Raw genomic sequence first — 21,166 nt, 5'->3', positions numbered from 1 at the left:
CCCCCGGCGGGTGCGTCCGGTGTGCCCCGTGCCTTCGCGCTACGGGCGCCAGGTGGCCAGGACGCCCTCGTAGAGCTCCTTGTCGGTGAGCTCCTTCGGGGTCTCGCCGGCCAGGAAGTGGGAGGCGTTGCCCGTCTTGAGCTTGCGGAGGTAGTCGAAGGCCTTGTTCTCCGGGTCGCCGAACGCGACGAAGGAGAAGTGGACGTTCGGGTGGTCCGCCGCCGCGGTGGTGAGGGCCTGGGTGGCGGGGGTCTTGGCGTCGGGGGCGCCGTCGGTCTGGAAGACCACCAGGGCGGGGGTGTCGGGGCCCGCTTCCTTGGCGTGGTGGGCGAGGACGGCTTCGACGGCGGCGTGGTAGCTGGTGCGGCCCATGCGGCCGAGCGCTGCGTGCAGCTCGTCGATCTTGTTCTCGTGGTCGGTGAGGGTGATCTCTCCGGTGCCGTCCACTTCCGTGGAGAAGAACGTGACGTGGACCGTGGCCTCGGGGTCCAGGTGCGCGGCGAGGGCGAGGGTCTGCTCGGCGAGGGCCTGGGCGGAGCCGTCCTTGTAGTACGGGCGCATGGAGGCGGAGCGGTCGAGGACGAGGTGGACCTTGGCGCGGGTGCCGGTGAGGTGGTGCTTCTTGAGGGTGGCGGCGGCGGCCTTGTAGGCGGTGGTGAGGGTGGGGGCGTGGGTTCGGATGCGGGTGGGCGGGGTTGCGGGTTTGGGGGTGGGGGCGGTGGCCTCCGGCTGGGGGGTGGGGGGCGCCTCGGCTTCGCCTTCGGCGTCCCGGTTCCCACCCGCACCACCCGTGCTGCTTTCGTCGTCGAGTGCGGGTGGTCCCTGTGGGGCTTGGGCGCCGTCGGCGGCTGCGGGTTCGGTCTGCGGGGTGGGGGCCGGCTCCGGGGCGGCATCCGGCTGGGGGGTCGGCTGCTCGTCGGGGGCGGGCTCGGCCTGTGCGGCCGGCTTCGTCTCCACCTCCGACTCCGTCTTCGCCTCGGGCTCCGTCTTTGCCTCGGGCTTGGGCTCCAGCTCGGGCTCGGACTTGGGCTCCGCCTTTGTCTCGGGCTCCGGCTCGGGCTTGGGCTCCGCCTTTGCCTTGGGCTCCGGCTCGGGCTCCGTCTTCGCCTCGGGCTCCGGCTCGGGCTTGGTCTCTGCCTCTGCCTCTGCCTCCGGCTCCGTCTCCGGCTCGGGCTCTGCCTTTGCTTCGGGCTTTGCCTCTGCCTTCGGTTCCGTTGCCGTGGGGCGGTCCGGGGACTCCGTGGGCTTGGGGACCGTGATGTTGGCGAACGCGGCCTTGACGAGTTCGTGTTCGTCGGGGGTGGGCTCCGTGCGGGGCTCGGGGAGCTGGGCCGTCTTGGGAGCCTCCGGCTGGTCCGGGGCCTCGGTGGGCTCCGGGGACGCGGTGGGCTGGGACGGGAGCTGCGGCTCCGGCGCGGCGGCGGCCGGCGGTGCCGTCTCCTGCGTCGCACCCTCCGCCTGGGCGGTCCGTTCTTTGCGTGACCGGCCGAACACGTTCCGCAGAGAGGTGAGAATGCCCATGTGCGCAACCCTTCGCGTGAGTTGATGCCCGTCAATCCCTGGCCAGGACGGACACGTAAGGTTAGCGGCCCCGGCATGTGATCTTGTGCAGGGTCTGGCATGAAAGTCCGGACGCGTCAAGGCCGGATCGAGCCGCCGCAGTTCCTCCGCCGCTCTCCCTTTTCGGCTGCCGCGGGTTCACCCGCAGTTCATCGCCCCGCCCGGCTCCCGCACGTATGTGCGCCTACGGTCGCGCTGACACCAAGGGCACCCAAGGGCATTTCAGGGAGAACAGAGTGCGCAAGCTGCTGCCGTTGATCGGAACGCCGTCCGGTTCGCACCCCGGCGGCCGGTCCGCCATGACCTGCCGTTTCCGGTGTGGTGACGCCTGCTTCCACGAGGTGCCCAACACCAGCTCCAACGAGTACGTCGGCGACGTCATCGCCGGTGCGCTCAGCCGCCGTTCGATGATGCGTGCCGCGGCCGTCGTCACCGTGGCCGCGGCGGGCGCCGGGGCCGTGGGCGTGGCCGGGGCGCCCTCCGCGCAGGCCGCGCCGATGGCCGGGAAGGGGCACGGGCACGGGAAACCGTCCACACCGCAGGGTGCGCGGGGCCTGCGGTTCACGCCCGTCGCGCCCAACACCGACGACGCCGTCACCGTCCCGGAGGGGTACCGGCAGGACGTCGTGATCCGCTGGGGCGAGCCCATTCTGCGCGGGGCGCCCGCCTTCGACCCGGAGAAGCAGACCGCCGAGGCCCAGGCCGGTCAGTTCGGGTACAACAACGACTTCCTCGCGCTGCTGCCGCTGCGGGGCGAGCGCGACCGCCAGGTCCTCGTCGCCAACCACGAGTACACCGACGAGGTGCTCATGTTCCGCGGCTACGACCCCGAGAACCCGACGCGCGAGCAGGTCGAGATCGCCTGGGCCGCGCACGGGCTGTCCGTCGTCACCGTGGAGGAGGAGCGGAGGAGCGGGAGGCTGACGCCCGTCTCCCGGCACCGCCTCAACCGGCGCGTCACCGCGACCACCGAGTTCCGGCTGACCGGCCCGGCCGCCGGATCCGCCCTGGTGAAGACCTCCGCCGACCGGAGCGGCCGCAAGGTCCTCGGCACCCTCAACAACTGCTCCGGCGGCACCACCCCCTGGGGCACGACGCTGCACGGCGAGGAGAACTTCAACCAGTACTTCGCCAACAGCAGCCGGGACACCGACAAGCGCTACGGCATCGGCACCGGCGCCACCGAGCGCAAGTGGGAGCGGTTCGACAAGCGGTTCGACGTCGCCCAGGAGCCCAACGAGGTGCACCGCTTCGGGTACGTCGTCGAACTGGACCCGTACGACCCGGACTCCACGCCCCGCAAGCACACCCTGCTCGGCCGCTTCAAGCACGAGGCCGCGACCGTGCGGCTGACCGGCGACGGGCGTCCGGTCGTCTACACCGGCGACGACGAGCGGTTCGACTACTTCTACAAGTTCGTCGGCAGCAAGCGGATGCGGCCCGGGAACTCCCGCTGGGCGCGCGAGCACAATCTGTCGCTGCTCGACGAGGGCACGCTGTACGTCGCCAGGCTCTCCGGCGACTCCCCCAAGACGGAGATCGACGGCACGGGCACGCTGCCGAGCGACGGCGAGTTCGACGGCAGCGGCTCCTGGATCCCGCTGGTCACCGCCACCGAGGACGGCGCCGTCTCGCACGTCGAGGGGATGACCGCCGAGGAGGTCTGCGTCTTCACGCGGCTCGCCGGTGACAAGGTCGGGGCCACGAAGATGGACCGGCCCGAGGACATCGAGCCGTCGCCGACGACCGGCAAGGTGTACGTCGCCCTCACCAACAACTCCAACCGCGGCAAGGCCGGTTACGCCGGTCCCGACGAGGCCAACCCGCGAGGCGGCAACAAGCACGGTCACGTGCTGGAGCTGACCGAGCGCTGGAACCGGGCCGACGCCACCTCCTTCGCCTGGTCGCTGTTCCTCGTCGCCGGCGATCCGGAGGACCCGGCGACCTACTTCGCGGGCTTCCCCAAGGACCGGGTCAGCCCGATCTCCTGCCCCGACAACGTCGCCTTCGACGACCACGGCAACCTGTGGCTGTCCACCGACGGCAACGCGCTGGGCACCCACGACGGCCTCTTCGGCGTCGCGACCAAGGGTGACCGGCGCGGTGAGCTGAAGCAGTTCCTGACCGTGCCGACCGGCGCGGAGACCTGCGGTCCGCTCATCCAGGACCGGCGGGTGCTGGTCGCCGTGCAGCACCCGGGCGAGGTCGACGGTGCCTCCGTGGAGCAGCCGGCCAGCACCTGGCCCGACGGGCCCGGCACGTACGTGCGCCCGGCGGTCGTGGCGGTGTGGCGCGAGGACGGCCGAGACATCGGCGTCTGAGCCCGACGGAACGTACGGGGCCGGTGTCAGCCGGCCCCGTGCAGCGTGAGGTCGACGACCAGCGCCCGGTGATCGGTGTCGGCCAGGTCCAGGAACCGGGCGTCGTGCGCGGCGAACTCCTCCGACACCAGGACGTGGTCGATCTGCACGCCGAACGCCGGGGCGGTCCGGGCCGGCCAGGTGGCCGTCCGGTCGTCCCCGGCCAGCCGGGCCGCGTCGCGCAGCCCCGTGTCGAGGATGCGGCGGAAGGCGGCGTGGTCCTGGGAGGCGTTGAAGTCGCCGGCGAGGACGACCGGGGTGCCGTCGGCCCCGGCGGCGGCGTCGCGCAGCACGCCCAGCTCCTCGCGCCACAGGCCGACCTGGTCCGGCAGCGGCGGCATCGGGTGGGCGAGCTGGAGCCGTACGGCGTGGCCGCGCACGTCGGCGACGGCGCCGGGCATGCCCATGGTGCCGGGGACGCCGGGGGCGGGCTCCAGCGGGAAGGCGCTGAGGATGACGGACCCCTCGGACCCGCCGCCCTCGACGGCCTCCCGGTGGGGGTAGTGGGCGGCGAGGGCGCGACGCAGCGCGGCGTCGCAGCTGTACTCGCACTCCTGGACGAAGACGAGGTCCGGCTTCTCGCGGCGTACGGCCGCGATCAGCGCGTCGGTGCCCCGTCCGAACTCGACGTTCGAGGTCAGCACGCGCACCTCGGCGACGGGCGGCCCGGTGGGCTCGCCGGTCGTGCCGTACGGCTCGATGAACCACGCCAGCAGTCCGAGCAGCGCGACGCCCCAGACCGCCCCGGTCCACCACCGGGCGAGCAGCGTCAGCAGCAGCCCGGCGCCGGTCGGCACGAGCAGCCACGGCAGGAAGGCGAGCAGCTGCGGCACCGGCGTGATGCCGTCGCTGTCGGCGACCCGGCAGCCGACGACCACGCTCACCCCGGCGAAGAGCAGCCCCGCGCACCAGGCCCCGAACCGTCGCCCGGCGCCGCGGGCACCCGGCCGGCCGCGGGTGTCCGTCCACTCGACGGTCGCCGTGTCGGTGTCCACGTCCCGGCCCTCCGCTCACGGGTGCGCGCTGCGCGCTGCCTGCCTCTGCGATGCCCGAATCCTCCCTCAAGGACGGGATCCACGGGCGGAAAGTTGCGAGGGCCCCCTCAGAACCGGGTGCGTGTCCGCCGGGGCGGTCCCGGGTCGGCGGCGGGCCGCGCGGGTGTGCGGCGGTGGCGCGGCGGGCCGTACCGGCCGGTGAGCCAGGAGGCCAGGGCGACCGTGAGGCCGAGGCCGACCAGCAGCCAGGAGGCCGTGCGCAGGGTGCCGGTCAGGGCGTCGTAGACGGCGCCCGCGGCCGGGCCGTCCACCGCGCCGGGCAGTTCGGCGAGGGTGAGCCGGCGGCCGGCCACGACGGCGAGGGCGAGCAGCGCACCGCCGAGCGCCGTGCCGATCCCGGTGGCCGTGACCGCGCGCCGGCGGCACGCGGCGACGGCGATGCCGGTGACCGCGAAGACGACGGCCGCCAGCGGCAGCCAGACGGCGGCCACGTCGAGCACGTGGTAGCCCTTCCTGAGCCGGTCCACCTCGCGGGCCGGGAGCACGGTGACCGCGGTGTGCGGGACCGGGATGCTCCGTGCGAAGGGCACGTTGTCGTCGGCGAGCTGCTCCTTGACCCGGTCGGTGACGGGGGCCAGGTCGACGGTGACCGCGCGGCTGCCGGAACGGTCGTCGCGCAGGGCGCGCAGTACGGCGTCGTGCACGGTCCGGTTGGCCGCGTCCCAGCCCTCGCGGAAGGCCTCGGTCCGGGTGAACGAGCGGGCCGCGTCCTGCACGAACTGCCGCACGGTGCCGCTCGCGGGGGCGGAGACCTCGGCCATGACCCCGTCGCCCACCGAGGCGGCGACCGCGTTCCGTACGTCCGGATCGTCCGCGAGCGGCGCCATGGCGGCGGCGTACCGTCCGGTGTCGGCCAGCCCGTACGCCGCCCAGGCCGCCAGCGTGCCGCACGGGGCGAGCAGCAGGCAGGCGAGGGCGATCAGGAGGGTCGACAGGGCGCTGCGCACACGTGGGGACACCCTCCCAGCCAAGGCCCCGGCCCCCGCCGGGGCGACCGGCGTGACTGCATATGGCCCCCCACGCCGAGCCGAACGGGTGCCCGACCGCGCGCGTCGGGGTGGGGGATGCGGGGGGTGGTCAGGTGGCGCGGTCGCCCGTCGCGTCGTCCTCGTGCGTGTAGTAGCGGTAGAACAACGTCGCGAAGACCGCCGCCGCGAGCAGCAGGGACACGACGACGCAGGTGAACACGGCCACGCCGCTCTGCGCGTACAGGAACCCCAGGGCGCTGCCCGCGAACGCGCCCCACAGCACCGCGTGTCCTTCGCGCGGCAGCCGCTGGGCCACCGCCCGGACCACGGCGTACAGGACGAAGAACGCGAGCACGGTCAGGAAGCCGAACAGCAGGTTCCAGCCGGTGACGGGGCCGCCGTGGCGGCGGATGGACGCGGCCCAGTAGCCGTAGACCAGCCCGATCGCGAGGGGCCCCGCCCACCTCGCCACCAGGTGGGTCCGCTCGCCGAAGACGTCGGGGAGTTCCGGCGTCGTACGGCGGCCGGGTGTGCGCGTCCCGGTGGGCGTGCCGCCCGTCGGTGTCGGTGTAGGTACCGCGTGAGCCATGAGCGCACTCCTCTCGCCTCGCCCCCGACTACCAGGGCACACCTCGGCGGGCCGCCCGGCAAGTCAGGATGCGGGCCGCGAGGGCGCGTGCTTCGCTGGGGCCGTGAGGGGTCGTGTCCGCAGGCCGGTGCGTGGCCGGTGGCGGCTGCTCGGCCGGCTCGTCCACGCCGCCGGCCACGGCGATGCCGTGGCCCGGCACCAGTTGCTCAGCGTCCGCGGCCACAGCGTCGCGTGGGTGTTCCCCCTGACGCTGCTCGTCTGCATCACCGCGGCCGACATCACCACCGGAGCCTTCCAGATCATCTCCTGGACCGTGCTCGTGCCCGGCGTCGCGGCCGCCATCTGCGGGGTGTGGAGCACGGCCGTGCTCGCCGGGCTCGCGCTCGTCGTCTACGTCCTCGCCGACACCGTCTGGCAGCACCGTGAGGAGACCGGTCTGCCCGGCCTGTTCCTCGTCCTCCTCGGCGGATTCATCGCCGTGGTCGCCGCCGCGGTCCGGGTCGGCGGCGAGCAGCGCATGCTGCACATGCGGGACATCGCCGACACCACCCGCCGCACGGTGCTGCGTCCGCTCCCGCCCGGCTTCGGCGGTCTCGAGCACGCCGCCGTCTACCTCTCCTCGGACAGCGAGGCCCGGGTCGGCGGCGACTTCTACGACATCCAGCCCGGCCCGCACGGCACCCGCGTCCTCGTCGGCGACGTGCAGGGCAAGGGGCTGGGCGCGGTGGAGACGGCCGCCGCGCTGCTGAGCACCTTCCGGGAGGCCGGCTACCACGAGCCGGACCTCGCGACGGTCGCCGAGCGCCTGGAGACCCGCATGCTGCGCCACCGCGGGCACACCGCGGCGCTCGGCCGGTCCGACGGCGACCGCTTCGCCACCGCCGTGCTCGTCGGCTTCCACCCGGACCTGCCCGACGCCGTGCACGCCGTCGTCTTCGGTCACGAACCCCCGCTGGCGGTCGGCCCGGGCGGCGTACGGTCCCTGCCGGCCATCGGCGGGCTGCCGCTGGGCATGGGCGACCTCGTCCCCGGCCCGTCCGTGTCGGTGCACCGGCTGGATCTCGCCGAGGACGAGACGCTGCTGGTGGTCACCGACGGGGTGACCGAGGCCCGCGACCCCGACGGATGCTTCTACCGGCACGCCGAGGAGGTCGCCCGGGCCGTCGCCGCCGACCCCGCCGGTGCCGCGCCTGCGCGGCTGGCGGCGCTCGTCCGGGACGGCACGCTGCGGCACTGCCGGGGGCGGCTGGAGGACGACACCACGGTGTTCGCGGTACGGCGACGGGGCCGGTCCTCGGGCGACTGAGTGCCCCGCTTTGCAGCCGCAGCGGTTACCGTGCTGCCGTACGTGATCGACAGGGGGAGGGACAGGGGCCATGCCCGGAACCGTGCTGCTGCTCGCGGCGTCGCCCGTGGGCAGGGGGCGTCTGGTGGACGCCGCCTCCGTGCTCCCCGTGCTCGCGGCCGTGCCGCCCGCCGTGCTGTCCGGCACCGACACGGCGAACGTCGTCGAGCTGGCCGACCCGCTGGAGCCGCAGGCCGTCCTCACCCGGCTGCGCGCCGCCGCGGCGGCCCCCGGGCCGCTGACCGTCTACGTCGCCGGTCAGCTCCAGCTGGACCGGCGCCAGCGCCTGCCGCATCTGGCGCTGGCCCGCACGACACCGGCCACCGTCCGGTACACCGCCCTGCCCTGGCACTGGATCCGCGAGGAACTGCGGCTGCGGCCGAGCGGCGCGACGACGCTGCTGCTCGACCTGCACGCCGACCGGGAGACCTGGGAGTGGCTGCGGACGCACCCGCTGGACTGCGGGCGCAACAACGCCGTTCACGGTCGCATCGCCCCGCCGCCCGCGCGGCGGACGGTGGCGGCCCCGGCCTACCTGCGCGGCATCGCGACGGTCCTGCGCAGCGGGCACCGGCCGCCGCCGGACCAACTGCACCAGCAGGCGCTGGCCCGCGCCGCGGCCGACGCCGCGGCGAGCGGGGCGTCGACCGCCGCGGACCTGGTGCTGACGGTGCCGGGCCCGGCGGCGGGCGACCCGCACGCCGTCATCGCCGACGCCGTGCGGTCCGGTCGGCACGCGGACGCCGACGCCCTCGCCGCCCGGCACGAGCTGGCCGCCGTCCACGCGCACGGGGCCGCCTCCGAGGACGCGCTGCACTGGACGGAGGTCCGGGCCGACCTGGCGATGTTCGCGGGCGATCCGGCGCGCAGCTGCCGCGCCTGGCTGACGGTGGCCGAGGTCCGGCTGGGCGCCGGCCAGCCACCGCAGGCCCCCGCCGTGGAGGCGGCCGTCGACCGGGCCCACCACCAGTGGGGCCGCGTGCGCGACGCCGGGCAGGCCCGGGAACTGGGCGCGGCCCTCGCCGCGCTGCGCGGCCGGGTACCCGGCTCGCGCGAGGGCGCCCTGGACCACGTCCGGCGCGAGCTGAGCCGCTTGCAGACCCAGGGCTAGCCCGGCACCTCGAAGCCCGACGGAGGCTCCGGCACATGGCCGCTCACGCCCCTCACGCCCCCCAAGTCCCCCACGCCCCTGGTGTCGCCCACGTTCTCCGCCACCCGTTCGTCCCCGCCCGTCCGCTGCTCGTCCGTCGCCCGCGCCGGGCCGGTGTTGGCGGCCAGGACCAGGGCTGCCACGGCCGCGAGGGCGGCGGCGAGGGCCCTGGCGTAGCGTTCGGCGGTGCGGGTGCGGTCGGGCACGGCGTCCTCTGGGGGATCGGGGGCGTCAAGCGCTGTCGTCAAGCGCTGTTCTCTCGCGTCGTTAAGTGCGCTTAATCCGCGGTTTAACCTAGAGCCGTGGGAGTCGAACGGCAAGAGCCACAGGGGGAGTTGGCAGTGGGGGACCGTGACGACCGGGAGGCCATCGGGCGCCGGGTGCAGCGACTGCGGGCCGAGCGCGGGATGACCCAACGCCAGCTCGCGGAACCGGCGTACACACCCGCCTACATCTCCACCCTCGAGGCCGGCCGTGTGCGCCCCTCCGACGAGGCGCTGCGGCATCTCGCCACCCGGCTCGGCGTCGGGTACGAGGAGCTGGTGACCGGGCGTCCGGCGCGGCTCGCCACCGACCTGCGGCTCCGGCTCACCGAGGCGCGGCGCACGCTCGCCACCGACGGCGCCGAACAGGCGGCCGGGCAGTACGCCGGGCTGCTCGCCGAGGCGGAGGCGTACGAGCTGGCCGAGGAGCGGGCCGCCGCGCTGCTGGGGCTCGGGGAGTGCGCGGTGGAGACCGGCGAACTGGTCACCGGCCGCCGCTACTTCGAACAGGCCGAGGAGTGCCTCACCGACGCCGGGGCCCCGTTGCCGGCCCGCGTCCCGGCCCTGCGCGGACGCGCCCTCGCCCACTACCTCGCCGGTGAACTCCGGTACGCGGTCTACCTCCTGGAGACCACCCTCGACGAGCTCAACCGCGGCGGCCTGCACGACCCCGACGCGCTGCTGCTGCTCTACGCCAGCGCCATCGGCCCGTACATGGACATGGGGGCGCATGCGCGCGCCGCCCAGGCCGCCGAGCTCGCCCTCTCCCTCGCCCCCAGCGCCGGCGACCCCGCGCTGGTGGCCCGCATGCACCGCTCCGTCGCCCGCACCCTGCTCGCCGAGGGCCGCCTCGCCGAGGCCGACGCCTCGCTGGCCAAGGCGGCCGAGCTGTACCGCACGCTGCAACTCCGTACCGAGCTGGCCAACTGCCACTGGATGCGCGGCTACGTCTGCGCCCAGAACGGCGAACTGTCCCGCGCCGAGGAGGAGATGCGGGAGGCCCTCGGCATGCTCTCCGCCACCCGCGCCGCCCTCTACAGCAGCCAGGTCGCCGTCGAGCTGGCCGACGTATTGCACCGGCGCGGCAAGTCCGACGAGGCCGCCGAGCTGCTCCACGGGGTGCTGGACGACCTCTCCTCGGAACGCGGCGCCGTGCACGCCGCGGGCGCGCACCGACTGCTCGGCATCATCGCCGAGGACGCCCGCGACACCGAGGCCGCCGAGGAGCACTACGTCCGCGCGCTGAGCCTGCTGGAGCGGGCGGGCGCGGCCGGCGACCTGGCCGACCTGTGCCGCCTGCTGGGCGACCTGCTGCGCCGCACCGGGCGGGTGGAGGCGGCCCTGGACGCGTACCGCACCGGCCTCGGGCACCGCACGGCCCCCGGCACCACCACTCTCGGCCCGGCGCCCGCACAGCCGCCGCTGTAGAAGACCGGCACCCGGCCCGGTACTCGGAGGGAGCAGCGCCGGAGCCCCGGTGGTGGCCGTCCGCCGTCCGCCCGGGTTTCCCCGGTTCGGGCACGGGTAGTCGAGCCCCTCCCCGCCGCGTGAGGAAGGAGGCGGTGCGCGTGCGGCCCAGCGACGAACCCCGGTGGCCCACGGACGGGACCCGCGCCGCCGAGGTGATCGCCGAGGAGGTGCGGGGCGTCCCGCCCGGCGAGGTGCCGGGGCGGCTGTGCGAGACGGTGGTACGGCTGCTGCCGGTGACCGGCGCGAGCGCGTCGCTGCGCGGCGAGGGCGTCCCGGTCCGGCTGTGCGCCAGCGGTGCGCGGGCGACGTACCTGGCGGAGATCCAGGCCACCCTCGGCGCCGGTCCCTGTTTGAGCGCCGCCGAGTCGGGCGCCCCGGTGCTCGCCTGCGATCTGGCGGGCGGTGCCGACGCCGGCCGCTGGCCCGTCTTCGCGCAGCAGGCGACGGCCGTCGGCGTCCGGGCGGTCTACGCGCTGCCGCTGGGCAGCGACACGGCGTGTCTGGGCACCCTCGACCTCTACCGCGACGCCCCCGGCGGACTGACCGGCCCGCAGTTGCGCACGGCACGGCTGGTGGCCGGCGTGATGACGGTGGCGGTGGTGGCGCTGCCGCGCGGGGAGGAGTCCTGGCTGAACGACCTCGCCGGCGCCCACGACGAGGTCCACCAGGCCGTGGGCATGATCATGGCCCAGCTGGGTGTCGGCGCCGACGAGGCCCTGGCCCGCCTGCGCGCCGACGCGTTCGCCCACGGCCGCACCGCCTACGCCGTGGCCCGCGACGTGCTCGCCCACCGCCGCCGCTTCACCCGCGACGACTAGGACGCAGCCCCGGCGCGTCTCACCTGCGCGTCGATCAGGCCTGCGATGTCGGACCTGCGCGCCGGTCGGACCTGTGCGCCGACCGGACCTGCGTGCCGGTCGGACCCGCGCTGTCGAACGTGCGCCGATCAACCCTGCGATGTCGGACCTGTGCGCCGACCGGACCTGAGCGCCGGTCGGACCCGCGCCGTCGAACGTGCGCCGATCAGGCCTGCGCTGTCGGACCTGTGCGCCGACCGGACCTGCGCCGTCGAACCCGCGCCGACCGAACCTCCGCGCCGACCGGACCTGCGCGCCGGTCGGACCCGCGCCGTCGAACCCGCGCCGACCGAACCTCCGCGCCGACCGAACCCCCGCGCCGACCAGACCTGCGCCGACCAGACCTCCCCGCCGATCAGACCTGCGCCCGTCCCTGTCGCCGTACCTCGGTGAGCCGATGGGTGCCGGTCTCGGTGGCTGCCCGGGTGGTGTCGGCGGCCGGGGCGCCGAGGCCGCCGTGGGTGAGGGTGACCGCGTCGTCGCCGACCCGCACCGCGACGAGGTCCACGGTGAGGACGGCGTCCTCGGCACGCACCGTCACCCGCAGGCCCTCCCGGGCGTCCCCCGCGTCCCCCGCGTCCGGCAGCGTCAGCTCGGCGACCCGGACGTCCCGCTCCGCACCGCCGGCCGCCCGTGCCGTGAACCGGCCGCACCGGTCGGGCAGCGCCGCGAGCCAGGTCAGCGCCCGGTCGATGTCGGCCGCGCGGTGCGAGGTGATCCGGTAGTGCAGCTGGGCCCCGCCGGCCGTGTCGTCCAGGGCGGCCGTGGCGCGGGGGGCGGTGGCGGCACCGAAGAGCTCCTCGGTGTAGAGGACGTCCAGCAGCCGCCGGCAGTCGGGCTCCTCGGCGGTGGCCTTGAGTACCTCGTCCCGCCAGGTCCCCGCGCCCCGCGTCGGCCCCCACCCCTCCCCCAGGTCGGCCTCCGTGATCAGGGCTGCCCGCGCCTGCGCCTGCGTGAGCACCGGCGGCAGGGTCGGTGACGGCAGCGCGGCCGGGGACTGCGCCTCGGTCACCGGCGCGGTGCCGGCCGGCCCGTCCGCCTCCCGCCCGCCGGCGGAACAGGCGGCCACCGTCAGCGCCAGCGCCGCCGAGACGACGGACGCGAGGAGGGCACGGGCGGCGAGGAGGGGACGCGCGGCGGCGGGGGCGTGCTGCATCGGGCTGCCTCCTGGGGAACCGGTGCGGCCGGCGCCGTTCGGACCGCTCATGACCTCCACGGCACCACCCCACCCGCCCCGCCACCAGCGCGCGGAGCCGTCCGGGTGAGCCGCCGGGCACGGCCGCCCACCCGATGGGTGGAGCACGGGCGCGCGGCTGCGAGCTGTGGGGATCCGGCCGAGCCCGCGTAGGGTCACCGGCGCACCCCCGAAGCCCGAGGAGCCCCCGCCGTGACGACCGCCTCCGACCAGCCGCAGCCCATCCCGGTGATCATCGACTGCGACACCGGCATCGACGACGCCCTGGCCCTGCTCCTGGCGGTCCGCCACCCGGCGCTCGACCTGCGCGCGGTCACCTGCGTGGCCGGGAACACCGACGTGGAGGGGGTCGTACGGAACACGCTCACCGTGCTGGAGCAGGCCGGCGCCCCCGACGTCCCCGTCGCCCGCGGTGCCGAACGCCCGCTGATCGAGGCCGTGCGCACCGCCCGGCACGTGCACGGCCACGACGGCATGGGCGACCTCGGCCTGCCCGCCCCCACCCGCGCCCCCGTCGACGTGGACGCGGTGACGCTGCTGCGCCGGGAGATCCTGGCCTCCCCGCGTCCGGTCACCCTGATCCCCACCGCCCCGGCGACCAACATCGCCCTGCTGCTGCGCACCCACCCCGAGGTCACCGGCAACATCGAGCGGATCGTCTTCATGGGCGGCGCGGTGGCCACCGGCAACGCGACGCCGGTCGCCGAGTTCAACGTCTGGCACGACCCGGAGGCAGCGGCGATCCTGCTCACCGCCGGAGTGCCGATCACGATGTACGGGCTGGACGTCTTCCAGCGGGTGATCGTGCCGGGGCCGGACGTGCGGCGGCTGCGGGCGAGCACCGAGCCCGGCACGCGGCTCGCCGGTGAGCTGCTCGCCCACCGCGGCCCCGCCACCGAGGAGTCGGACCCCGGCGGCGGCCTCGGCGACGCGGGCGCGGTCTGCGCGGTGATCGACCCGGCGGGCCTGACCACGCACCGGCTGCCCGTCGAGGTCTGCCTGGCCCCCGGGCCGGCCCGCGGCCAGACCCTCGTCGACCGCCGCGCCCGCGTCGGCGAGGCCGAACTCCACGGCGGCATGCGCGAGCAGCCGCTGGTGGACGTGGGACTGGACGTGGACGTGGCGCGGTACGTGGAGCTGTACCTGAGCGCGGTCGAACACAAGGGCGCATAGAAGGAGGCATAGGAGACGGCGCGTCGCTCGCCCCGCGTGTTCACTTTTCGGGTGATGTGGACAGATCTATTCGTGTCGCCCGCACGCATCGCGAAGGAGACCGCGTGACCGTACGCAGCACCACCAGCGCGCCCGACCTGTCGTCCAGGGACCCCAACTGGTGGCGGCAGGCCGTCATCTACCAGGTCTATCCCCGCAGCTTCGCCGACGCCGACGGCGACGGGCTCGGTGACCTGCGGGGCATCACCCAGCGCCTGACCCACCTGGCCGCCCTGGGCGTCGACGCCCTGTGGCTCAGCCCGTTCTACCCCTCCGAGCTCGCCGACGGCGGCTACGACGTCGACGACCACCGCGACGTCGACCCCCGCCTGGGCACCCTGGACGACTTCGACGCCATGGTCGGCGAGGCCCACCGCCTCGGCCTGAAGGTGATCGTCGACGTGGTCCCCAACCACACCTCGCACCGCCACCCGTGGTTCCGCGAGGCCCTGGAGGCGGGCCCCGGATCGGCCGCCCGCGACCGCTACGTCTTCCGCGACGGCCGCGGCGAGCAGGGCGAACTGCCGCCCACCGACTGGCAGTCCGTCTTCGGCGGCAGCGCCTGGCAGCGGGTGCCGGACGGACAGTGGTACCTGCACCTGTTCGCACCCCAGCAGCCCGACCTGAACTGGGAGAACGAGCAGATCCGCGCCGACTTCCGCACCACGCTGAAGTTCTGGTGCGACCGGGGCGTCGACGGCTTCCGCGTCGACGTGGCGCACGCCCTCGTCAAGGACCTGACCGAGCCACTGCGCGACCTCGGCGCCCCCGAGCTGAGCAGCGAGGCCGCGCTCGCGGACCTCGCCCCCGGCACCCACCCCTTCTACGACCGGGACGACGTCCACGAGGTCTACCGCGACTGGCGCAAGATCCTCGACGCCTACAGCCCACCCAGGACGGCGGTCGCCGAGGCCTGGGTCCCGGGCGCCCGGCGCGCGCTGTACGCCCGCCCGGACGAACTGGGCCAGGCCTTCAACTTCGAGTACCTCCAGGGCGGCTGGGACGCGGCCGCCCTGCGCGAGATCATCACCGGCTCCCTCGCCGACGCCCACGCCGTCGGCGCCTCGGCGACCTGGGTGCTGTCCAACCACGACGTGATCCGCCACGCCTCCCGCCTGGTCCTGCCACCGGGCACCGACACCGACGCCTGGCTGCTGTCCGGCGGCCACGCACCGGCCGCCGACGAGGCGGCCGGCCTGCGCCGGGCCCGCGCGGCGACGCTGCTGATGCTGGCGCTGCCCGGCTCGGCGTACGTCTACCAGGGCGAGGAGCTCGGCCTGCCCGAGGTGGCCGACCTGCCCACCGAGGTCCTCCAGGACCCGATCTGGGAGCAGACCGGGCACGTCCGCAAGGGCCGCGACGGGTGCCGGGTGCCGCTGCCGTGGACGACGACCGGGCCCTCGTACGGCTTCGGGGCGGGCGGTGCCTGGCTGCCGCAGCCGCCGGGGTTCGCCGCGTACTCCGTGCAGGCCCAGGACGGGGTCGCGGGCTCGACCCTGGAGCTGTACCGCACCGCCCTGCGGCTGCGCCGCAAGCTCCTGGACGGCGAGTCGCTGACCTGGGCGGACGACGTGCCGCCGGGGGTCCTCCAGTTCGACCGTTCGGACGGCTGGCGCTGCGTCACCAATCTGTCCGGCACGACGGTCGGTCTGCCGGCGGGGGAGGTGCTGCTGAGCAGCGCGCCCCTGGAGGACGGCCGGCTGGGGCCGGACACCACGGCGTGGCTGGGGCGCTAGGCGACGACTCTCCGGTTGTCCGGGCCGTCCGGCGTCAGTACCGCACGGCCCGGGCCACCACCGCGCGTACGTCCCCGGACAGGTCGTGGGTGCTGCGGGCGGTGGCCCGGCCGGACTCGCCGGCGGGGACGTCGGCGACGGTGACGACGACCGTGTCGAACGTGGAGCCGTCGGCGTCCGTGTAGTTCACCTGCACCGCGAAGGACTTCGTCGAGTCGGCCGTGTTGCGGACGGTGATCTCGGTCGTGGTCCGTCCGTCTGCGTCGGTCTCCGGACGGCCCGCCGTCACGTCGTCCTTGACGTCGGTGCCCTCCTGGATCTCCGCCAGCCACCGTCCGGCCTCCGCCGTCGCCGACGCCAGGGCGTCGGTGCCCTCGGACGCCAGTGAGGAGGCGGCGGACGCGGCCCGGCTGGCCGCCGAGTCGGCGGCGTCCGGCGGCGTGTCCCCCTCGTCGCCGTTCGAGCACCCGGCCAGCACGGCGCCCGCCAGCACCACCCCACCGATCGCCCCCCGCACCCGGTGACCGGCCATGTCGCCTCCAGAGACCTGGTGAGTACGCGTCTGTCCGGGCCCGCCCCGGGAGCGAATCCCGGGGCGGGGGGCCTCAACCGACCCGGATCATATGGATGAATTTACCTCGATGTCGGTTCCCCTGCTCTGCCGATCTCGGCTGGCCCGTCAGCCGTCGTTGTCGCGCCAGCGGCCGCCGCTCGGGACCGAGTCGAAGCGGGTGGCCGCCGAGGCGTTGCCGCTGAAGTCGTTGCCGGAGACCCGGCCGCCGGTCCAGGTGGCCTCGGGCGCGATCCACAGGGCGTGGGTCTGGGTGCGGGGGTGGCCGTCGTCCCGGACGCGGTTGCCGTGGACGTACGGATGGGTCACCGCCGCGGCCGCGGTGAGGCCGGTGCGCGGGGCGGGGGCGTCCGGGAGGCGGTAGGCGGTGCCCGGCGCGGGGGTGCCGTCGGGCCAGGCCGTCCGGGCGCCGGGTCGTTCGGGGGCGAGGGTGAGTTCGGTGGCAGTGTTGCCGGTGACCACGGCGGTGACCTCGGCGTTCGCGTCGCCGACGACCGTCAGCCGCTTGCCGCGGTGGCCGCCCGGGGGCCAGTCGGCCTGCTCGTCGGTCAGGGAGAGCGGCCCGCAGTGGACGCCCGCACCGGACCCTTCCGTCCCCGGTGCGGCACGTCGGCCGTTGCCGCGGACGCGGTTGCCGAAGATCGCCGGCTCGTGCAGCGGGGCGTCGACGCGGATGCCGTCCAGGGCGTTGCCGCTGATGTCGTTGGACTCCAGGACGATGTCCGTGGCGGGCTCCTGGTCGCCGCCGGCCAGGTTGTGCTGCCAGTAGCCGTACCGGCCGTTGCCGCTGACGCGGTTGCCGCGGAAGGCGTACGGCCCCGGGGTGTTGCCGAGCGCGATCCCGTCCCCCACGTTGCCGTCGATCACGCACCCGGTGACGATGCCGCCGCGCCCTCCGACGCTCGTCGTGCCCTGCGCCGACACGTCGAACCCGGCGACGTGGTTGCCGACCATCGTGCAGGCGGTGACCAGGAGGCCGTCGGCGCCCCAGTCGGAGATACCGTAGCGGTTGTCCTCGGTGTGGCAGGCGGTGAGGCGGATGCCGCGGGGCGGGGCCCAGTGGTCCTGCTGGAGTTCGAGGAAGATGCCGTTGGTGCCGTTGCCGATCGCGGTGCAGTCGGTCACCGCCAGCCGTTCCACCGGCCCCCAGCCGCCGACCCCGATGCCGATGCCCGCGCCACCCATGTCCTCGCCGGGGTCCTGCCGTCCGCACCGCTCGGCCAGCACGCCCTCGACGACGGTGTCCTGGAGGAAGTCGCACCCGAAACCGGTGGCGGCGGTGTCGTGGATGTACAGGTCGGTGAAGCGCCCGCGCAGCACGTACTGCAGGCCGAGCCCCTTGGCCAGCACCTCGTACTCCTCGGTCTCCACCTGCGAGCCGTCGATCTCGAAGTGGGCGAAGGTGACGTCGGCGATGTGGTTGTCCCGACCGGCGCCGTGCTGGGCGGTGGTGAACCAGGCCAGCGGCACCGGCTGCGTGGGGGCGCCCGGATTGGCGAGGGCGAAGCAGGTGACGCCGCGTCCGGCGCCGATCAGCGAGACGCCGCTGCGCCAGAGCACCGGGCGGTCCCGGACCACGTACCGCCCGGCGGGTACGCGCACCGTGCGCGGGCGCCCGTCCTGCGCGGTGGCGTCGCCCAGCGCGTCCACCAGCTTCTGCAGCGCCGGCCCGTCGTCGGTGACACCGTCCCCGACCAGGCCGTACGCACGGGCGTCGACCGTCAATGGCGCGGTCATACGGGCGCTCCTTCCGTCGGCGACACACGGGCGGCCGGGCGCCGGTACCGCCCCTGTGCCGTCCGGGTACCAGTCGGCGACTCCTCTCAATCACCGCCGCGAGGCCACTCGGACATTTCGTGCGCTTTATCTCATTTGGGGGTACATAATCAGAACATGAGTACGGCAACGTTGGAACTGCTGGCCGCGTCCTCACACGCGCTCAACATGACGGTCGCCTTCATCGGCGGGCTGGTGATCGCCGGCGCGCTGATCTGGGCCGTGCGGATGGGCATGAGCGTCATGGACCGCGAGCCCGACCGCCCCCATGCCGAAGATCAGCCCCATCTCCCCGCCACCGGCGCCGTCCATGAGGAACGGGAGATGCGGGAGCCCGACGAGATTCCGCTGAACGAGGACGGCAGCCCACGGCTCATGCCGTACCAGCTGCACCACTCGGGCAGCCGCCGGTGCGACGACCAGAAGCGGCGCCGCTGGCTGCCGGGTTCGAGCGGCGCCTTCGGCAGCGGCGGGCCGGGACACGTTTGAATCCTCCCCTCCCTGAAGGGGAGGGGATTCCTGGCTCAGGCCGCCTCCTGGAGCAGCGCTCCAGGAGGTCTTGTGCCATCGGCACCAGCCGGGTTGAGACCAGCCCGGACGAGCATGACGCGTGCGGAGTTCTTGTCCCTGGGGGAGACGGTTCCGCAGGCGGTGCAGGTGTAGGTACGTTGCGAGAGGGGGAGTGCGTGCTTGGTTCTCGCTCCGCACTGTGCGCAGTCCATGGTGGTGTGCGCGGGGTGGACGAGACGGATGTCCCGGCCGTGTTTGCGGCCCATCTCGATCAGGGCGGCCTTGGTGGCGCCGATGGCGGCGTCGGCGGCCTTGCGTGCCATGCTGGTCTTGGCCAGGCATTTCGGACGGAAGTCCTCGACGGCGATGGCGTCGTGGTCGCGGACGACCTTCTTGGCCCACTTGCGGCCACTGTCCGCGCGTTGCCTGGCGACCTTCTTGTACGCCTTCGCCCGCAGTCTCCGCGCCTCCCGGTACCCCTTCGATCCGGGCTTGCCCTTCTTCGGTCTGCGGCGGGCCATCATCCGATCGTACCGGGTCAGCTTCGCCCGGGCCTGCCCACCGTGCCCGGGGTGCGGCAGGTCGTGCGCGTCGGACGTGGTGGTCGCGATCTCCCGCACTCCCCAGTCGACACCGAGGACGCGGCCGGTTGGAGGCAACGGCTGGACCTGAGCGGGGACGACGAACGAGCCGTACCAGTGCCCGAGGCTGTCCTGGTACACGCGTACCGAGGACGGCTCGCCGGGCAGGTCCCGCGACCACACCACCGTCAGGACGATGCCGCCCGCCAGGTGCAGCCGGCCGTCCTTCAGCCGGAACCCGCGCCGGGTGTAGTTGAGGGACGGCAGCGCCTCACGCCTGGTCTTCCACTTCGGCATCCCGGCCCGACGCACCAGGGGCAGACCGCCTGTGATGTCCTGGTGCGCCTTGGCACGGGAGCGGCCGAAGTCACGGACGACCTGCTGCTGGGGAACCGACGAACCCTCCCGCAGCCACGGCGTACAAGCGCGGGCCTCGGTCAGCATCCGGTCCAGCTGAGCCGGACCGCACGTGACCTTCTCCCCGGTCGCCTTGTTGTGCAGGTGCACGGCCCGGGACTTGGCAACGCACTCGTTCCACACCCAGCGACACCGGCCCCACTCCGCCACCAGAGCAGTGCGGGCAGCAGACGACACCCGCAACCGGTACGTGTACCGGGCATGCCCGACCCCCGCATCCACCCCCACTCGCGCCACCCCGCTCCCCTTTCACGGCCCCGGCCAGAACCCTGCGCCGTCCCGAACCCTGCGAAGGACCGTACGTACGACAGCCGCACACACACCCGCCGTTCCCCCAGCCACCACCCCGACGAGCGGCCACGGGCACACACGTTCGGATCACCCGGCGGCACCGACACGGCGGTACCGGCACCTCCACGAACCGGACACGGTGACGCTCCGAGTCGCGATACCCGGATGTGACTGCTCCCCGGCGTGAACACCGGGGCCTCTTCGCAAGACACATGAATCTTGGACAGCGGCCCGCGGGACTGGTCTTCTCGGGGCATGTGCTCCTTGCGTGATCCCTCGCTCCGCCGCCCCCGCCGTTGGCCCGCCGCGCTCGCCCTCGCGCTCCCCCTGGCCGGCTGCGCCGCCGAGTCCGAGCGCCCGGACGCCGCGCCACCGGCGAGCAGTTCGTCCCCGGCCGGCGGCACGGCCACCGCGGCGTCGGAGATCCGCGCACACCTACGGGTCGACGGCCACTCCCGCTCCTACCTCCTGCACCGGCCCGCCACCGACGGCCCCCGGCCGTTCGTCATCGCCTTCCACGGCCGCGGCTCCGACGCCGCCGAACTGCGCGAGCAGAGCCGGCTGGAGCGGGCGGCCGGGGCACGCGGCATGCTCGTCGCCTACCCCGAGGGCCTCCACAACGGCTGGGGCGCGGGCACACAGGCGACCGAGCAGCGCCCCGACCCCGACCTCGACGTCCGTTTCACCGAGGCGCTGATCAAGCACCTGGTGCGCACCGAGCAGGCCGACCCCGAGCAGGTCTACGTCGCCGGGTTCTCCAACGGCGGCTCGATGGCGCTGCGCGTCGCGGCCCAGCGCCCCGGCCTGCTGGCGGGAGCGGCCTCGGTCTCCGGTCAGCTGCCCACGGGCGCCGCCGCGGTGCGGCCCACCGGTGCCGTCCCCGTCATGGTCGTCTACGGCGCCGACGACCCCGTACGGCCCCTCGACGGCTGGCCCTCCCCGCCGCCGGACCCGAAGGAGCCGATCATCCCGACCCTGTCGGCCAGGGACAGTGCGGCGGCCTTCGCCGCGGCGGGTGGCGCGGGCGAGCCGGTCACGGAGAAGAAGAAGGGCTACGACCGTACGGTCTGGCCCCTGAAGGAGGACGCCCCGGCCACCGTGCAGCTCCTCGTCGTCGACGACGCCGGCCACACCTGGCCGGGCTCGTCGATCACCCCGCCCAAGGGATTCGGCCCCACCAGCAGGGCCCTGGACGCCACCGACGCGATCCTCGCCTTCTTCACCGGCACCGGTCGCTGACGGGACGTCGCCCTCGGGGCA

General features: G+C 74.5%; 18 protein-coding genes. 9 read left to right on the top strand and 9 right to left on the bottom strand.

Annotated features, from left to right (window positions below; genetic code table 11):
• Nucleotides 1-39 precede the first annotated feature (39 nt).
• A complete protein-coding gene (locus ACIGO6_RS14130) occupies nt 40-1,521 on the bottom strand; it encodes a VWA domain-containing protein (RefSeq protein WP_399875357.1) in 1,482 nt (493 codons plus the stop codon).
• Nucleotides 1,522-1,796: 275 nt separating this feature from the next.
• Here ACIGO6_RS14130 and ACIGO6_RS14125 point away from each other — a divergent pair, with 275 nt between their 5' ends.
• A complete protein-coding gene (locus ACIGO6_RS14125; protein ID WP_399875355.1) occupies nt 1,797-3,881 on the top strand; it encodes a PhoX family protein in 2,085 nt (694 codons plus the stop codon).
• Nucleotides 3,882-3,907: 26 nt separating this feature from the next.
• Here ACIGO6_RS14125 and ACIGO6_RS14120 read toward each other — a convergent pair whose 3' ends face one another.
• The 3 genes from ACIGO6_RS14120 to ACIGO6_RS14110 form a co-directional block, all read right to left on the bottom strand.
• Complete coding sequence (locus tag ACIGO6_RS14120) at nt 3,908-4,915, bottom strand: endonuclease/exonuclease/phosphatase family protein (protein WP_399875353.1); 1,008 nt, start codon at nt 4,913-4,915, stop codon at nt 3,908-3,910.
• Nucleotides 4,916-5,022: 107 nt separating this feature from the next.
• Nucleotides 5,023-5,922 carry a hypothetical protein gene (locus ACIGO6_RS14115; RefSeq protein ID WP_399875352.1) on the bottom strand — a complete coding sequence of 300 codons (900 nt, stop codon included), beginning with the start codon at nt 5,920-5,922 and terminating at the stop codon, nt 5,023-5,025.
• A gap of 130 nt (nt 5,923-6,052) precedes the next feature.
• Nucleotides 6,053-6,532, bottom strand: a complete 480-nt coding sequence (locus ACIGO6_RS14110) for a hypothetical protein (protein WP_399875350.1) — start codon at nt 6,530-6,532, stop codon at nt 6,053-6,055.
• A 127-nt stretch (nt 6,533-6,659) separates the two neighbouring features.
• Between ACIGO6_RS14110 and ACIGO6_RS14105 the strand changes: the two genes are divergently transcribed.
• A complete protein-coding gene (locus tag ACIGO6_RS14105; protein WP_399875846.1) occupies nt 6,660-7,838 on the top strand; it encodes a PP2C family protein-serine/threonine phosphatase in 1,179 nt (392 codons plus the stop codon).
• A 70-nt stretch (nt 7,839-7,908) separates the two neighbouring features.
• Nucleotides 7,909-8,988 carry a hypothetical protein gene (locus ACIGO6_RS14100; protein WP_399875348.1) on the top strand — a complete coding sequence of 360 codons (1,080 nt, stop codon included), beginning with the start codon at nt 7,909-7,911 and terminating at the stop codon, nt 8,986-8,988.
• Here ACIGO6_RS14100 and ACIGO6_RS14095 read toward each other — a convergent pair.
• Nucleotides 8,985-9,275 carry a hypothetical protein gene (locus tag ACIGO6_RS14095; RefSeq protein ID WP_399875346.1) on the bottom strand — a complete coding sequence of 97 codons (291 nt, stop codon included), beginning with the start codon at nt 9,273-9,275 and terminating at the stop codon, nt 8,985-8,987. The genes ACIGO6_RS14100 and ACIGO6_RS14095 overlap by 4 nt on opposite strands.
• A 93-nt stretch (nt 9,276-9,368) precedes the next feature.
• Here ACIGO6_RS14095 and ACIGO6_RS14090 point away from each other — a divergent pair, with 93 nt between their 5' ends.
• A complete protein-coding gene (locus ACIGO6_RS14090) occupies nt 9,369-10,718 on the top strand; it encodes a helix-turn-helix domain-containing protein (RefSeq protein WP_399875344.1) in 1,350 nt (449 codons plus the stop codon).
• A 140-nt stretch (nt 10,719-10,858) separates the two neighbouring features.
• Nucleotides 10,859-11,578, top strand: a complete 720-nt coding sequence (locus ACIGO6_RS14085) for a GAF and ANTAR domain-containing protein (protein WP_399875343.1) — start codon at nt 10,859-10,861, stop codon at nt 11,576-11,578.
• 394 nt (nt 11,579-11,972) lie between these two features.
• Here the strand turns inward: ACIGO6_RS14085 and ACIGO6_RS14080 are convergent, their stop codons facing one another.
• Nucleotides 11,973-12,773 carry a hypothetical protein gene (locus ACIGO6_RS14080; protein ID WP_399875341.1) on the bottom strand — a complete coding sequence of 267 codons (801 nt, stop codon included), beginning with the start codon at nt 12,771-12,773 and terminating at the stop codon, nt 11,973-11,975.
• A 231-nt stretch (nt 12,774-13,004) separates the two neighbouring features.
• Between ACIGO6_RS14080 and ACIGO6_RS14075 the strand changes: the two genes are divergently transcribed.
• Both ACIGO6_RS14075 and ACIGO6_RS14070 read left to right on the top strand, forming a co-directional pair.
• On the top strand, nt 13,005-13,985 hold the full coding sequence (locus ACIGO6_RS14075) for a nucleoside hydrolase (protein WP_399875339.1): 981 nt from the start codon (nt 13,005-13,007) through the stop codon (nt 13,983-13,985).
• A gap of 104 nt (nt 13,986-14,089) precedes the next feature.
• On the top strand, nt 14,090-15,760 hold the full coding sequence (locus ACIGO6_RS14070) for an alpha-amylase family glycosyl hydrolase (RefSeq protein WP_399875338.1): 1,671 nt from the start codon (nt 14,090-14,092) through the stop codon (nt 15,758-15,760).
• Nucleotides 15,761-15,794: 34 nt separating this feature from the next.
• Here the strand turns inward: ACIGO6_RS14070 and ACIGO6_RS14065 are convergent, their stop codons facing one another.
• The gene (locus ACIGO6_RS14065) at nt 15,795-16,292 is read right to left on the bottom strand and encodes an FxLYD domain-containing protein (protein WP_399875336.1); all 498 of its coding nucleotides are present in this window, start codon (nt 16,290-16,292) and stop codon (nt 15,795-15,797) included.
• Nucleotides 16,293-16,439: 147 nt separating this feature from the next.
• Entirely contained in the window at nt 16,440-18,068 is a 1,629-nt protein-coding gene (locus ACIGO6_RS14060) for a right-handed parallel beta-helix repeat-containing protein (protein ID WP_399875335.1), read from the bottom strand.
• 156 nt (nt 18,069-18,224) lie between these two features.
• On the opposite strand from ACIGO6_RS14060, the gene ACIGO6_RS14055 reads away from it, so the two are divergent.
• Entirely contained in the window at nt 18,225-18,596 is a 372-nt protein-coding gene (locus ACIGO6_RS14055) for a DUF6479 family protein (protein ID WP_399875333.1), read from the top strand.
• Between the two features lie 35 nt (nt 18,597-18,631).
• Here ACIGO6_RS14055 and ACIGO6_RS14050 read toward each other — a convergent pair whose 3' ends face one another.
• Nucleotides 18,632-19,852, bottom strand: a complete 1,221-nt coding sequence (locus ACIGO6_RS14050; protein WP_399875331.1) for an RNA-guided endonuclease InsQ/TnpB family protein — start codon at nt 19,850-19,852, stop codon at nt 18,632-18,634.
• Between the two features lie 309 nt (nt 19,853-20,161).
• On the opposite strand from ACIGO6_RS14050, the gene ACIGO6_RS14045 reads away from it, so the two are divergent.
• Nucleotides 20,162-21,145, top strand: coding sequence for an alpha/beta hydrolase family esterase (locus tag ACIGO6_RS14045; protein ID WP_399875329.1), 984 nt, complete (start codon nt 20,162-20,164; stop codon nt 21,143-21,145).
• Nucleotides 21,146-21,166 lie beyond the last annotated feature (21 nt).

It is taken from the genome of Streptomyces sp. NPDC053750 (assembly GCF_044544295.1).
In the GTDB taxonomy this organism is placed as follows: Bacteria; Actinomycetota; Actinomycetes; order Streptomycetales; family Streptomycetaceae; genus Streptomyces.
Note: the sequence above shows the minus strand (reverse complement) of the source record. Positions and strands in the feature narration are given on the sequence as shown.

Coding starts and splice junctions, on each gene's coding strand:
- ACIGO6_RS14130 (WP_399875357.1), bottom strand. CDS start 1,521: ATGGGCATTCTCACCTCTCTGCGGAACGTGTTCGGCCGGTCACGCAAA.
- ACIGO6_RS14110 (WP_399875350.1), bottom strand. CDS start 6,532: ATGGCTCACGCGGTACCTACACCGACACCGACGGGCGGCACGCCCACC.
- ACIGO6_RS14100 (WP_399875348.1), top strand. CDS start 7,909: ATGCCCGGAACCGTGCTGCTGCTCGCGGCGTCGCCCGTGGGCAGGGGG.
- ACIGO6_RS14080 (WP_399875341.1), bottom strand. CDS start 12,773: ATGCAGCACGCCCCCGCCGCCGCGCGTCCCCTCCTCGCCGCCCGTGCC.
- ACIGO6_RS14065 (WP_399875336.1), bottom strand. CDS start 16,292: ATGGCCGGTCACCGGGTGCGGGGGGCGATCGGTGGGGTGGTGCTGGCG.
- ACIGO6_RS14060 (WP_399875335.1), bottom strand. CDS start 18,068: ATGACCGCGCCATTGACGGTCGACGCCCGTGCGTACGGCCTGGTCGGG.
- ACIGO6_RS14055 (WP_399875333.1), top strand. CDS start 18,225: ATGAGTACGGCAACGTTGGAACTGCTGGCCGCGTCCTCACACGCGCTC.
- ACIGO6_RS14045 (WP_399875329.1), top strand. CDS start 20,162: ATGTGCTCCTTGCGTGATCCCTCGCTCCGCCGCCCCCGCCGTTGGCCC.